At 66.4% G+C, this 13,786-nt stretch carries 12 protein-coding genes; all 12 read right to left on the bottom strand.

Annotated features, from left to right (window positions below):
• Nucleotides 1-40 precede the first annotated feature (40 nt).
• The 12 genes from AC5JLE_RS07795 to AC5JLE_RS07740 all read right to left on the bottom strand — a co-directional run bounded on the left by AC5JLE_RS07795 (nucleotide 41) and on the right by AC5JLE_RS07740 (nucleotide 13,754).
• Complete coding sequence (locus AC5JLE_RS07795) at nucleotides 41-1,465, bottom strand: ATP-binding protein (protein WP_014645620.1); 1,425 nt, start codon at nucleotides 1,463-1,465, stop codon at nucleotides 41-43.
• Between the two features lie 25 nt (nucleotides 1,466-1,490).
• Entirely contained in the window at nucleotides 1,491-2,174 is a 684-nt protein-coding gene (locus tag AC5JLE_RS07790; protein ID WP_004136763.1) for a response regulator transcription factor, read from the bottom strand.
• Between the two features lie 73 nt (nucleotides 2,175-2,247).
• Complete coding sequence (locus AC5JLE_RS07785) at nucleotides 2,248-2,622, bottom strand: hypothetical protein (protein ID WP_014645619.1); 375 nt, start codon at nucleotides 2,620-2,622, stop codon at nucleotides 2,248-2,250.
• 213 nt (nucleotides 2,623-2,835) lie between these two features.
• Nucleotides 2,836-3,867, bottom strand: a complete 1,032-nt coding sequence (dusA, locus tag AC5JLE_RS07780) for a tRNA dihydrouridine(20/20a) synthase DusA (protein WP_496065178.1) — start codon at nucleotides 3,865-3,867, stop codon at nucleotides 2,836-2,838.
• A gap of 94 nt (nucleotides 3,868-3,961) precedes the next feature.
• The gene (locus tag AC5JLE_RS07775; RefSeq protein ID WP_496065177.1) at nucleotides 3,962-6,367 is read right to left on the bottom strand and encodes a VgrG-related protein; all 2,406 of its coding nucleotides are present in this window, start codon (nucleotides 6,365-6,367) and stop codon (nucleotides 3,962-3,964) included.
• Between the two features lie 25 nt (nucleotides 6,368-6,392).
• Complete coding sequence (locus tag AC5JLE_RS07770; RefSeq protein WP_065428057.1) at nucleotides 6,393-6,749, bottom strand: lysozyme inhibitor LprI family protein; 357 nt, start codon at nucleotides 6,747-6,749, stop codon at nucleotides 6,393-6,395.
• Nucleotides 6,750-7,214: 465 nt separating this feature from the next.
• Nucleotides 7,215-7,892, bottom strand: a complete 678-nt coding sequence (locus AC5JLE_RS07765; RefSeq protein ID WP_032956264.1) for a hypothetical protein — start codon at nucleotides 7,890-7,892, stop codon at nucleotides 7,215-7,217.
• Between the two features lies 1 nt (nucleotide 7,893).
• Nucleotides 7,894-8,172 carry a hypothetical protein gene (locus tag AC5JLE_RS07760; protein WP_049405458.1) on the bottom strand — a complete coding sequence of 93 codons (279 nt, stop codon included), beginning with the start codon at nucleotides 8,170-8,172 and terminating at the stop codon, nucleotides 7,894-7,896.
• The gene (locus AC5JLE_RS07755) at nucleotides 8,172-11,660 is read right to left on the bottom strand and encodes a TipJ family phage tail tip protein (protein WP_241884577.1); all 3,489 of its coding nucleotides are present in this window, start codon (nucleotides 11,658-11,660) and stop codon (nucleotides 8,172-8,174) included. Before AC5JLE_RS07755 ends, AC5JLE_RS07760 begins: the two co-directional genes overlap by 1 nt.
• Nucleotides 11,657-12,262: a tail assembly protein gene (locus tag AC5JLE_RS07750; RefSeq protein WP_041862966.1), complete on the bottom strand. Its 606-nt coding sequence runs from the start codon at nucleotides 12,260-12,262 to the stop codon at nucleotides 11,657-11,659. Before AC5JLE_RS07750 ends, AC5JLE_RS07755 begins: the two co-directional genes overlap by 4 nt.
• Complete coding sequence (locus AC5JLE_RS07745) at nucleotides 12,255-12,995, bottom strand: C40 family peptidase (RefSeq protein ID WP_032956266.1); 741 nt, start codon at nucleotides 12,993-12,995, stop codon at nucleotides 12,255-12,257. Before AC5JLE_RS07745 ends, AC5JLE_RS07750 begins: the two co-directional genes overlap by 8 nt.
• Nucleotides 12,996-13,058: 63 nt before the next feature.
• On the bottom strand, nucleotides 13,059-13,754 hold the full coding sequence (locus AC5JLE_RS07740) for a phage minor tail protein L (protein WP_014645608.1): 696 nt from the start codon (nucleotides 13,752-13,754) through the stop codon (nucleotides 13,059-13,061).
• Nucleotides 13,755-13,786 lie beyond the last annotated feature (32 nt).

The following is a 13,786-nucleotide window of genomic DNA, read 5'->3' as shown; positions in this document are numbered from 1 at the left end:
TGGTTGCCGGCCAGCGGCCAGCACTACCGATCAACGAGGCTTACGGCCCTGGCGGCAGGCGCACTTCGAAGCGGGCGCCGCCCAGTTCGGCCGAACGGCCCACGGTCAGTTCGCCGCGGTAATCCTTGATCAGGTCCTGCACGATCGACAGGCCGATGCCGTGGCCCTGCACGCGCTCGTCGCCACGCACGCCACGCTGCAGCACCTTGCCGATGTCGTCCGGGGCAATGCCCGGGCCGTCGTCATCCACCGCCAGCAGCAGGCCGGCGCGGCGCGCGTTCGGGGCCGGCAGCGGCTGCGCGGTCAGCAGCACGCGGCGGTTGGCCCACTTGAAGGCGTTCTCCAGCAGGTTGCCGAGCAGTTCCTGCAGGTCGCCCGGTTCGCCGTGGAAGCGTGCGGCCGGATCGATATCGAATTCGCACAGCACGCCCTTGGAAGCGTAGACCTTTTCCAGCCCACGCACGATTTCCTCGGCATTGGACTCGATCGGCAGCGGCGCGGAGAACAGCTTGTGGCCCGAGGAGGCCGCGCGCGCCAGCTGGTACGAAACCAGGTTGTTCATGCGCTGCAACTGCACGTCCAGTTCTTCGCGCAGCGCGCCGTCGCCGGCACCGCTGTCCATCTGCGTGCGCAACACGGCAATCGGCGTTTTCAGGCTGTGCGCCAGGTCGGCCAGGGTGTTGCGCTGGCGCTCGAGGTTCTCGCGCTCGCTTTCGATGAAGGCGTTGATGCTGTCGGTCAGCGGTTCCAGCTCGCGCGGGTGGCGCTCGCTCATGCGCTCGGTCTCGCCGCGCTGCACCTTGGTCAACTCGGTGATCACCCGGCGCAACGGGCGCAGGCTCCACTGCAGGATGACGGTCTGCAGCAGCAGCAGGATCAGGCCGATGCCGCCCAGGTAGAACCAGACGCGGCCACGGAACACGCGCAGCTGGGCACCCAGCGCGCGCGAGTCTTCCATCACATAGATGGTGTACGGGAATTCGGTGGCGGGGTCGGCATCGGCGCCCCACACCAGGCCCAGGCCATAGCGGTACACCGAGCCCTGGCTGCCGTCGATCTGGATCATCGGCAGCGGGCCTTCGAACACTTCCTGGCGCGGTGCCAGCAGGCCGCCGCCCACGGTGGGCAGCATCGGGCCTTCAGCGGACATCGAATTGCCCTTGCCGTGCGGCATCACCACCTGCAGGTACAGGCCACTGCCGGGCACGTCGAAGCGGGAATCCGGCGGCTGCTCGCGGATGTACAGCGAGCGGTCGCGGGTGAAGTCGATGCCGGCCGCGTAGGAGGTGGCGTAGTTCTTCAGGCGCTCACGCAGGTTCGCCTTCGCCGTGTCGGCGAAGGCGGCGTCGAGCGCGTAACCGGCCAGGGCCAGGAACGCCACCAGGCCCACGGACGCGGCGAGCATCTGGCGCGCCTGCAGTGAGCGCGGCCGCCAGCGTCGGAAGAACCACAGACGGCCGGACATCGTGTTATCGCCAGGGTGAGCCGGCTCAGCCCTCGTTGCGCGGGATCGCGAAACGGTAGCCGCGACCGCGCACGGTCTCGATCGGCTTCAGTTCGCCATCCGGGTCCAGCTTCTTGCGCAGGCGGCCGATGAACACTTCCAGCACGTTCGAGTCGCGGTCGAAGTCCTGCTGGTAGATGTGCTCGGTGAGGTCGGCCTTGGAGACCAGTTCACCGGCATGCATCATCAGGTACTCCAGCACCTTGTACTCGTAGCTGGTCAGGTCGACATTGCTGCCGGCCACGCTGACGGTCTGGGCGGCGAGGTCCAATGCGACCGGGCCGCATTCCAGGGTCGGCTTGCTCCAGCCGGCGGCGCGGCGCAGCAACGCGTTGACGCGGGCCAGCAGCTCTTCGACGTGGAACGGCTTGACCAAATAATCGTCGGCACCCTGCTTCAGGCCCTCGACCTTGTCCTGCCAGCTCGAACGCGCGGTCAGGATCAGCACCGGGAACTTCTTGCCTTCATCACGCAGGGCCTTGATCAGCTCCATGCCCGACATCTTGGGCAAGCCCAGGTCGATGATGCCGACATCGAACGGAACTTCACGCCCCATGTAGAGGCCTTCCTCGCCGTCCTGCGCAGCATCGACGGCAAAGCCTTCGCGCTTGAGCCGGGCTGCCAGGGTCTCACGCAGCGGGGCTTCGTCTTCGACCAGAAGGATACGCATGAACTCTCCCTAGTGTCCTGGGTGTGGCCCGGAGGCCTGTGGGGTACGGGTTGATAGCGACAACTATCCCTGTTCAGGGGTTATCGCCGCGTAGTGATGACATATCCGACCGCGGCGTGCGCGGCTGTGAACGCGACGGGGCGGGGTCGTCCATGTAGCGGACCCGGCCCCGGTCGTCCATGTACTTCACCCGGTTGATATCACGACCATCGAACGGCACGCGCTCGGCACCGAGGATGTGACCACCCGTGGTGCGCTGCACGCGGCGCACGGCATCGGACAGCGAACGCTCGTCGCCACGGTTGCCGCGCTCGCCCCGCTCCATCATCTCCGCACGCCCCTGCTCACCCCGCGGCGGCTGCTGTGCCAGCGCCGACGACAGCGGCACGGCCGACAGGACCACGCAGGTGGCCAGGGCAATGCGGCGATGGAAGGGAGCGGAAGACATCGATGCGATCCTAGCCGAGCACGGCGATTCGTTCAAAAGTCGTAAATCCGGATGCTGGGTTCGGGGCCCGGCGCTTTACAAATCCTTTGCAAATTCTTGGTTTGGGGCAGTGAATCCGGTCTGAACTTTTCCGGCCGCGACCCCGCGATGTTCAGCTAGGTGAACATTCGGAACGAATCGCCGCGCCTTGTCAAGTCAGGAATGTGACAGCGGTCACGCTGCGGCGCGATCAGCGTCGCGTTCGGTCGCGGCAAGCGCCTGCTGGACCAGGCTCCAATCGGCGCCCGGGCGGTGTGCGCCCTCGCTCAGCACCTGGCGGAATGCGCGGCCACCGGGCTGGCCATGGAACAGGCCGAGCAGGTGGCGGGTGATGTGCTTCAGCGCCAGGCCTTCGCCCAAGCGCGCTTCCACGTAGGGGCGCAGCGCGCGCAGCAGGTCGCCGCGGGCCTGCAGCGGGGCGCCGGTCTGCAGCGCCTCCAGCTGATGCAGCAGGTAGGGGTCGTGGTAGGCCGCGCGGCCCAGCATCACGCCATCGACGTGCGCGGCCTGCGCCTGCACCGCCTCGACGCTGGCCAGGCCGCCGTTGAGCACCACCGGCAGCGCCGGGCGCTCCTGCTTCAGCCGGTAGGCCCAGTCGTACTTCAGCGGCGGAACCTCGCGGTTCTCCTTCGGCGACAGGCCCTTCAGCCACGCGTTGCGCGCGTGCACCACCACCATCGCGGCACCTGCGGCGACCTGGCGGTCGACGAAGGCGGCGAACACGTCGTAGTCGTTGTCCTCGTCCACGCCCAGGCGGCACTTCACCGTCACCGGGATCTCGACGGCATCGACCATCGCCGCCACGCACTCGGCCACGAGCCTCGGCTCGCGCATCAGGCAGGCGCCGAAGCGCCCGGCCTGCACGCGGTCGGACGGGCAGCCGCAGTTGAGGTTGACCTCGTCGTAGCCCCAGTCGGCAGCGATGCGCGCAGCCTGCGCCAGCAGCGCGGGATCGCTGCCCCCCAGCTGCAGCGCCAGCGGCTGTTCGCTGCGGTCGAAGCCGAGCAGGCGCGCGCGATCGCCGTGGATGACCGCGTTGGCGTGCACCATTTCCGTGTACAGGCGCACACCCGGTGCCAGCACGCGATGGAACACGCGGCAATGGCGATCGGTCCAGTCCATCATGGGGGCAACGGACAGGCGCAGGGAATCGGCGTAACGGGCGGTGGCGGACGTCATCGGGGTGTTGATCGCGGAGGCTGGCATTGCCAGTGAGATCAATAGTTTACACCGGACGGCTGAATGGCGGCGGGTGGCTCCGGGGCTGGCCGCTCGACCGGCCCCGGGGACACCGCGTGGCTTACAACCCGCGGTTGCGAACCTGTTCCTGCTGCTGTTCCTGCGCACGCTGGTTGAACTGACTGTCCAGCGCTTCGCTCTGCCGGCTGCTGGCCTCGACCGAGTGCGACACCGCCTGCTGGCGGTCGACGAAGGTCCGCTGCGCTGCCGGGTCACCCAGCTCGCCCTGCACCGCGAACAGGCCGGTGCCGTCCGGGCGGGCCACGACATGGTCGATCTGGCGCATGCCGGACACCTTGCTTTCGTAGGCCAGCTGGCCAGCCGCTCGTTCGGCTTCCTGCGGGTTGGCGAACAGCGGCTTCAGGCCGGCCTGGGCGCGCTGCTGTTCGAGCGCCTGCAGCCTGTCCAAAGCCTGGCCGAAGCGCGCGTTGTCGGCATGCCCGGCGTTGCGCATGCTGGCCGGCGCTGCAGGTTCGGCCTGGGCCGGTGCCGCCGGCGCGATACCGGCCTTCACCGCGTTGGGCGCATCCACCTGCGCCAGGGTCTTGCGGCCGGCCTTGCCATCGTCGTCCAGGCCATTGTTGGCCTGGAACTGCTTGACCGCTGCAAAGGTGTCCTTGCCATACACGCCATCGGCGTGCAGCGGCTTGCCGTCGGCCCCGGCGTAGCCCAGCGCCGCCAGCTTGCCCTGCAGGGCCTTGACCTCATCGCCGCGCTCGCCCTGCTTCAGCACGCCATCGGCCATCGGCGCCTGCTGTGCACTGCGTGCGGCCTGCGCGGCCTCGGGGCCCTGCGCGTGGACCTTGCCGCCCAGGGTGATGCGGTCGTTGAGCATGTCACCCAGGAACCTGCGGTACTGATCGGGCTCGAGCTCGATATGCGCGTGCACGGCACCCGGGGTACCGGCATCGGACTGGCGGATCAACGGCGCACCGTACTCGACGAAATCACCGGTCTTGTAAGGGGTGGTTCCACGCGCACCGTGCAGCACCTGCCCGACCAGTTCGCGCTGCGGATGCCCGGCCGGATGGCTCCAGATGCTGATCGAATTCCACTTGTCATTGTTGACCTGGACATACCCGGCGACCGGATTGGGAATCATCACCTCCCGGTCGCCGCGCGCATTGCTCAGGATCAGATCCTTGTGCACCAGCGGGATGCCGTTGCGATCACCGCGGGTCCGTACCGTTTCCAGTTCGCCCTCGACCATGGCCGACGGGCGGTCAGCCTTGGCGGCATTGCCGGTGCGCACGGCCTCGGCATTGGTGTTGGGGTGATGGATCTTCAGTTCGCGATAGGCATCCTCGCCACTGGTGCCATGGCGCAGTGTGCGGTTGCTGCTGCCGTTGCCAAAGGGTTCGACCACGACGATGCGCTGGCCACCGGGCGCGGCGGCGGCATCGGGTTCCCGCGCAGTCGCGGGCGCGGGTGCCGCAGCAGGAGTGACCGGTGCAGGCGTGGCCGGTGCCACAGGCTGCGCCGGCGTGTGCTCGCGTACCGCCGTATCCAGGGCCTGCAGGGTCTGCCGGCCGGCCTTGCCATCGACGGTCAGCCCATGCGCCTGCTGGAACTCGCGCACTGCATGCTCGGTATTGGCACCGTAGTGGCTATCGGCTGTCAGCGGTTGCCCGTTGCGACCGGTATGGCCGGCCTGGATCAGCTTGGCCTGCAGGGCCTGGACCTCGGTACCGCGCTCGCCGGGTGCCAGCACGCCGTCGGCCATCGCCGATGCGGCCGCACGCTGGCCGCGCTGGCCGGGCTCAGGTTCACCGAACACCTGCTGGTAATCCTTGCCCCGGTAAGCCTCGGGGTTGTGGTTGACCTGGTCGTAGCGCGCCAGCCCGACCAGTGCGGTCTTCTCGGTGAGCGCACGATCACGCAGCGAATCCCACAGGGTGGGCGAGCTCTGGAAGTGCACCTGCACATTGGCGTGCTTGTAGTCCTGCACCGCGCGGACAATCTGCTCGTCGCTCAGCTCAGTCAGCTTGAAGTCTTCGCCATAGGCCTGCTGCAGGCCCTTCTGGAACACCGACCGGGTCATGCCGCGGTACTGCACCGAGGTACTCCACAGCGCATCCTGCACGGCCGCACCACGGCCGGAGAGATCGATGCCCACATCCTTCAGGCGGCCCATCTGCACGTCGTAGTACTTGTGCTGGATGAAGTCGTGCTGGTCCCTGGCAAACCCTGCCGGATCGGCGGCCGCCACTTCCTTCCAGCGTTCGGTGAAGGCCGGGGTTCCTGCCTGCAGGCCGTTGAAGCGGTTGCCATAGCGCGAGGCGGCGACGTACTCATCCACGCCGCCAACGTTGGTGGCGTACTGGTAGCTGCCATACGACACGCCGCCATGGTCGCCCCTGCCGGTGGAAACGTGGCCGGGGCCGCGACCTCCGGTTTCGAAATGCGCCGACGTCTGGCCGCGATGCCAGTTGTCCATTGCCTGCTTTGCCTGGGTCACAACATCCATTTTCCTGCACTCCTTTGCGGGGGAATTACTTCGAGGTCAGTGCCTGCAGCACGTCGGCACGGTTGGCGGTGCGATTGATCCGGCAGGACTGCGCGTCCAGCATCTGCCCCTGCCCGTCTTCGGCAGGGTTCCAGCTGCAGTAGCGATTGGTATCGGACATGTAGGCGGCCTGCTCGTCCATCAGCCTGTCCTTGTCCTTGCCATCGGGACCGTCGACGATCTTCATGAAGGCCTGCTCGAGTCGCTGCTCCTGCCAGGCAAGCTCCTCATCGCCACACGCCTGCAGTGCGGGGGTCTCGCCGCCGCTGGAGTTCACGCACGTGGCGTACTGCGGCCGCAGCGTGGCTTTGTTGTAGGAATCATCCGGGCGCTGCGGCGGCATGTCCTGATCATCGGCATCGGCCGCTGTCGTGGCAGGTGCTGCGCGTGCAGGCTCTGCAGTGGCGGGCGGCGATGCGGTGGCGGGCGCGGCGGGCGCGGGGGCAGCTGCCGTATCCGCCTCCGGGCTCTTGGCCTGGCATGCTGCCAGGCTGAGGCCCAGGGCCAGCGCAAGCGCGATGGCCCCGGCCCTGCCGAACGTTTCGCGGGGGGCCGCTGGAAGGTGGTTTGTTCCCTGCATTGCTTGCATCTCCTTGGCATCCAGGCACGTGGCCCGTCAACGCGGGGCCGTCCATCGGCCCCATCACGCGGGCAATGCTACGACAGCGACGGTTTCAGGTGCCTGACCGGCTTCAGAATGCGTGCGCGTCGTCTCAGACGCGAACGCGGAAGCGTCAGTGCCCGCCGCCGCCCCCGCCCACCTGTTCGATCAACTCGAGCAGGCCGATCTCGGCCAGCATGGCCGACACTAGTAGCCGGTTACATCAAGCACCGCGAGGGCTGCATTGTTCCCGGTATAGGTGAACCGGGTGGGTAGAGGTAGTCCGTAGTAGGGGCCGTAGGTACGCCGCGCCGTCTGCGTCATCCCGAACGTGATGGTTCCACCGTTGACCGCCCCTCCGGAAACACTTACGTCCTCGTGTTGCAGGTATTCCTGCGGATCGCCCCATCGCTGGAACGTGTTCGCCGAATCGTACGCGTGAACCAGGGGCATCACTGCCCAGGCACGTCCAGGATCAAACTGGGCGCTCCCCTGCCAGCCAGGCCGTGTCGACGCAGAACGAAGGCCAGCCACCCGCGCGGCTTTCCGGCCTGCGTCGAACATCAGGCGGCCGGCACCGTCACGGATGATCAGTCCAAAATTGCTTGGTGGCTCCTGCGGTGGCGCGTACACATACCACTGCACCACTGCGCCGGGCGGACCAAACAGATACAGCCCAGCCGAATAGCCGTCGATCTGATTGTAGTACTGGCTTCCAACCACCGAGGTCGAACGCACGGCAACCATGCCGGCATGGTTGCCGATGTACCTGCTTCCTTCGCCATCCAGCGTGGTAGTGCCTTGAGCCAGCATGGCGAGTGTCGGGAAGGCATCGTCGATCAGTACGGTGCCCCAGTCATTGATGATCTTGATTCCTGCAGTCATATCAGCGGGCCCATATTTCGACGATGCCGGGATAGCGGTCCTTGGCGGGAACATTGACGTGACGCCAGCTGACGATGCCGGAGGCCACGTCGATGGAGAAGTCCGGGGCATACCTGCCGCGGGCAACCGCCGTCAGATCGGTATCTTCCGGTTGCCGGGAGAAGGCTGCGCTGCCGTCGACCGTGCTGTACTGGATGCTTGCAAGCACGCGGAACAACCTGCCTTGCGGGTCATAGCCCAGACTGCCATCCGCATTGAAAACCTGGATTCCGACTGGCATTACCACACCCCCATCTGCACGCGCAGCGTTCCTGCTGCATCAAATACCTGGATCACGTTGTTGACGATGGTCAGATAGCCACCATTGTCGGGGCCGGTCATCGTCATCGCGCCGCTCTTGTCCAACCGCCAGCGTGGCTGCCCTCTCGCACCCACCGCGTTGGACTGGATGAAATCACCGATCATCGCGTTCTGGATCCTGCCGTTCCCGATCAATGCCTGACTGATGAAGGTCTGGCCGTTCTCGACCACGAAGGGCGTGGTGATCTGTCCATTTCTCTCGTTGATCAGCGCGAAGCGATCGGCCTGCATCAGGATCTGGCTCTGGTAGCTGCCATCTGGCTGCTGCTCCACGCCCAGACCCATGCCGGCCATGTAGATCTGCCCGGCGCTGGTGATCTGCGCCTTGACCGTATAGGTCGCGCTGACCTTGCCATCCAGGTTGACCACGGCCTGCGAGACCTGCTGGACCGCGGCGCTGACGCCCTCGATCTTGCCTGGGACACCTTCGATGGACGCTTCGACCGTGTCCACGCGCTTGGCCAGTGCCGCGTCCTTCTCGGCCATCACGCTGTAGACGGTGATGGCGCCGGCGCTGACATCGTTCTCGCCGACGTTGTAGTCCTCCTCGCCGGCACTGTGGTCGCTGACCTGGGCGAACAGGCCATCGACCTTCTGCCCCTGCGCAGCCACCTTGCCATCGACGTCGGTCACGTCCATTTCCAGCTGGTCGACACGGCCGACGATGGCGCCCGCCTCGGCGATCGCGTCGCCGATGCTCTTCCAGTGGCTGCCCGGCGGCGTCTCGTTGCCTGCAGCGGCGCCCTGCCAGCTCCAGATCCGGCCGTCGTGGATGACGGTCTGGCCCGGGGTGTAGATTGCCGAGGCATCCCAGACCAGCGGCAGCACTTCGGTGACGCGCTCGATCTTGCCCTTCAGCTGTTGACCCAGCGCGCTTTCGTTGATGCGGCCGGCGAAGTAGGCGTCGTAGTCATCCGGGTTGCTGCTGGACTCACCCATCACCCCGGCTTGCGCCGGATACCACGGGCCGATGTTGCCACTTCGATCCACCAGCCGTCCCCAGAACCAGAAGCGCGCGCCAGCGGCCAGGCCGTTCATCTGGTGCTGGGCCTGCGGGTAGGCGAAGTCGCCCAGCTTGATCGCGCTCTCGCGATTGGGGCCAGTGCTGTACCAGAGTTCGGTCCGTTCGGTATCGGTTGCACCTGCGGGGAAGCCCCAGGACAGTGTGATGCCGAAGGGGCGGGCAGTGCTGGTCAACGATGCCAGCGAGGGGGGCGGCGTCGTCTTGCCTTCAATGGTGGTGAGCGCGCTGAGCGTCGGCTGCGACACCGCGCCCAGCGCATTGACCGCGCGTACGCGGGCCAGATACTCGCCTGCGTAGACGCCCCGCACTTCCAGGCTCTGCGTCCCGACGCGACCAGCGCGGACCCAGTTGAGATCGCCACGGCGCCATTCCACGTCATAACCGATCGCCTTGTCCGCAGCATCCCACTCGATCGTGAGCACGGAGGTAGCGATGCCCTGGTCGACCACCACATGCGAGGCCATCCGCACGTTGGCCGGTGCCGGCTGCACGCTGGGCGGGATGATGCTGATCGGCGGCTGCTCCAGGCGCGTGCCGTCGTCGATGGCGGCGTACTTGCCCGGCACGTGCTTGAGCGCGGTGATCTGATAGGTCAGGTCCTCGCCTTCGCTGATCGACAGCACGCGATAGTGCTGCAGGGCCAGCTCCGGCGATTCCAATGCCCAGACCGACTGCGCCACCGGCACCGCCGACCAGGGCGCGCTGACGGTCACCGTCTCGCCGTCCACCGACTGCACCGTGCGTGCTTCGGTCTGCCCGCTGGGCAGGGTGGCACGCAGGGTGTCACCGGCCGCGATCTGTTCCGGCATGCGATCCAGCACCAGGCTGCGCGCACCTGCACTGCGGATGCGACCCGCATTGCGGCGGCCGGCGCGGTTCGGGTCGGCCACCTGGATCACATCACCGGGCATGCAGCCCAGCGCATCCAGGCCCACCGAGAAGCTGATCGTCTCGGTTTCCAGCATCTCGGTATGCAGGATGTGGTTGCCCACGCGCTGCGCCTGCGAACGTGAGTGGCAACCCACCGCCGTCACCTCGGTCTGGTTGATGCCGTAGCGGGCCACGCCGGGCAGGTGCTGGACCACTTCGACCTTCTGCCGACCGAAGTCGTCCGGATCGATCCACGACACCAGGGCCACCGTGTGCCGCGCCGTGCGGCTGCTGCCAGCATAGTGGAAACGCCCTTCGATGACGTTGGCCTGGCTGTAGGTCAGCACCGGGTCCTTGGGCATGTCGGCCGAGGCCATCACCTGCCCCGCCGCATAGAAGCTGATGCCGCGGAACATGGTGGCGATGTCCTGCAACACGCGATAGGCCTCGGCGCGGGTCTGCAGATACAGGCTGCAGGTGAAGCGCGGCTCCTTGCCGCCCTGGCCATCGCTGACCAGTTCATCGCAGTAGCGCGCGATCTGGTACAGCCGCCACTTGTCCACCCAGTCCAGCGGAACACGATGGCCCAGGCCGAAGCGATCGTTGGTGACGATGTCGAAGAACACCCAGGCCGGATTGTTGGTCCAGCCACTCTTGAAGGTACCGTCCCACACACCGCTGTAGAGACGGCTGAGCGGATCGTAGTTGGAGGGGATGCGTACGATGCGGCCCCACAGCTGGTAGGACCGGGTGGGAATGTTCTGGAACTGGCTGGCATCAACCTGCACCGCCGCCAACGCACAGTTCGGATAGCGCAGCTTGGCATCGATGATCTCGGTCATCGACAGCACGTTGATGGTATCGGCGATAGTGCTGCTGTTGGCGTTGGCGGTCAGCCGGCGGATGCGCACCTGCCACTGGCTGCCGGCAGGCAGATCGATGCGGCGGCTGCGCTCGTACTGGCTGGTGGTCTTGCCACTGAAGGCATCGGTCAGCACGGTGCTGAACGGGCCGCCGTCGGTGGACAGATCCACCGCGTACATGATCCGGTAGCCTTCGGTATCACCGTTCTCGGTGTTCGTCTTCTGCAACGCCGGCACCGCAAAGCGGATACGGACGGCTGACAGATCGGCACCTGACACGGTGCGCACCACCGGCGCATCGCTGCGCAGCTCGACGTTGACCCCGACTTCGTTCTCGATGGAGGGGAAGCCGCTGATGTGCTCCTGGTCCTGGGTGCCGGAACGCGTCTGCACGTCCACGCCGGAGAAGTTCAGCGTGCCGTCCGGATTCTCGATCGGCACCTGGTCCAGGTAGATCGACTGCTTCCCGGCGACCAGGCCACGGATCTCGCCCTCGCTGGCGAGGTCGATGATGCGGGCCACCGCCATCGAGTGCAGGCTGTCGGCGGTTTCGACCGGGGTTCGGGCGTTGCTCGCGCCCTTCTTGGCGCCCGCCAGCACTGGCGTGGCTGCGCCACGCGTGCGCGGCGTGGGATGAGTGGTCTGATTCAAAACTGGTCCTCCGCCAGGATGCCGCCGCTGATCACGGCCGAGCCGATGAACATGCCCTTGGTGTCATGGCCGCCATAGGCGACCGGCACCGGGTTGCCTTGCGCCTGCGTGTTGACGGTGCCGTTCATGCTGTAGCTGGGCGCGTTTTCGGGTGTGTCTTTGGCACCCAGGCCTTTTGGCTGGGGGGAGAGCATCTGGGTGATGCCGCCGATCACCATGGAAACACCGAGCTTCATCATCGGTTGGCCGATCGCTCCATATCCCCATGCCGATGCCACGGCGCCAACAACGATGAGGACGACGCCCACAATCGTCTGCAGTACGCCCCCTCGCTTGCTGCCCACCAGAACCGGCGCGATGCGGATGTCATCCTGTCCCGGCGGGTCGTGCAGCTGATCCCGCGACAGGTTCTGCCGGCCGTTGAACACGGCAAACTCCATGCCCTTGGCCTTTGCGCCCATCAGGTACTGCTGGAATCCTGGCAGCATCGTGCACAGCGCATGCACCGCCTCGGCCGGGCTGTTCACCGCCAGCCGGAACCTGCGCCCAAAGCGCGCACCCAGCTTGCCGTACAGGCGGATCGTACGAAGACGGTCAGTCATGGCGCACCCCGCGATGGCGGACGATGCAGCGGGTGCGCTCGGCCCACATGCCGCCGTACGGCACGGTCTCGGACAGGCGCCCATGCAGGTGATGCAGCATCTGACCGTCGCCGAGGTAGATGCCCGCGTGGTTGGTGACCGGCGAGCGGATCTGCATCAGGATCATGTCGCCCCGCTGCGGCTCGCCCTCGATCAGGTCGAAGCCCTCGGCGTGCAGCCGTTCAAGGCTGTACAGGTCCTGGCCGTGGCTCCACCAGTCGTCCTGGCGTTCGTACTCGGACAGCGGAATGCCCAGTTCGCGTGCGTGGAAATCGCGGACCAGGCTGTAGCAGTCCAGCACACCATGGGCGAACTGGCGACCGACCAACGGTGCCATGTAGCCAGTGGGATGCAGGGTCTGCAGATCACCGCACAGCGGTGCCTCGCCTGTTACCTGGCCGACGCTGACGATGTGCCAGGTCAGCCCGCTGCGCTCGCACATGACCCTATCGGCGTCGGACGGCGTTGCGGCGGCATCGGGATGGCTGTGCACCAGGGCCAGCACCTCGCCCTTGTCCTCGGCCACGGCATAGTCCTCAGCGGGCAGGCGGAAATGCTCGCTGGGCGTGGCGGCCACGTTGCGGCAGGGAAGATAGCGTTCGTGGCCTTCAATGGCCACGATCAGCCCGCAGCATTCGCGCGGGTACTCGGCCACGGCGTGCGCCTGGATGGCCTGCAGGGTTGTCGGTTGCATGTTTCACCCATGAAAAAGGCCCGCGCGGGCGGGCCTGGAAAGTGGAATTCGGGAGGGGATCGATCAGGAGCGCAACAGGCCCGCGGCGGGGAAGCCGCCATAGGGCAGCGGCTTGTCCTGGCCGAAGCGCAGCTTGCAGCTGCGTACCCGACCGCCGCACTGGTCACGCGCCGGATCATCGGTGGCGACGTCGTCGCTGTCGGCCACCGCTGGACCGTTGTAGCCGCAGTACGCGCCGCGATAACCGCCACGCACCAGCCAGCCACACATGCCGGCGATGATCTGCCTGCCCGGCAGCTGCTGCCCATTGAGATCGATCGCGGTGGTCAGCTCGAATTCGACCATCTGCTTGTCCTCACCGATCTTGCGCTCGATGAACCAGACTTCATCAGGGAAGTGCTCGCCAGGATCCGCGCTGGGATTGCCTTCCTCGAAGTTGGCGGCATCCAGGTACTTGGCCAGCGTCTGCCGGCGGATGATGCGTGCACCGACCAGGTCATCGAACAACAGGCACATGGCGGTGATGCGGCCATCGATGTTGCTTACGCGCAGGCGCGGGTTCGGCGGCTGGTCGCTGGTGCGCTCGAAGCCGCTGGCCTCGATCGGCCAGGGGCCATATTCCTGGCCCTGCCACCAGATGAGGCCACTCTGCAGGTGCGCGTGGAAGAAGAGCTTGTCGGCGCCGAAACTGCTGGCGTCGAGTTCATAGACGGTGATGCGGCCACCCGGCTCAAGCTGCTGGGCATCGGCGGTGATCATGAGGTGTTCTCCTGTGCGGCATTGGGAAGAGG

It is taken from the genome of Stenotrophomonas sp., from assembly GCF_059505245.1.
The sequence above is the reverse complement of the archived record's forward strand: the minus strand, read 5'-3'. Positions and strand labels throughout refer to the sequence as shown.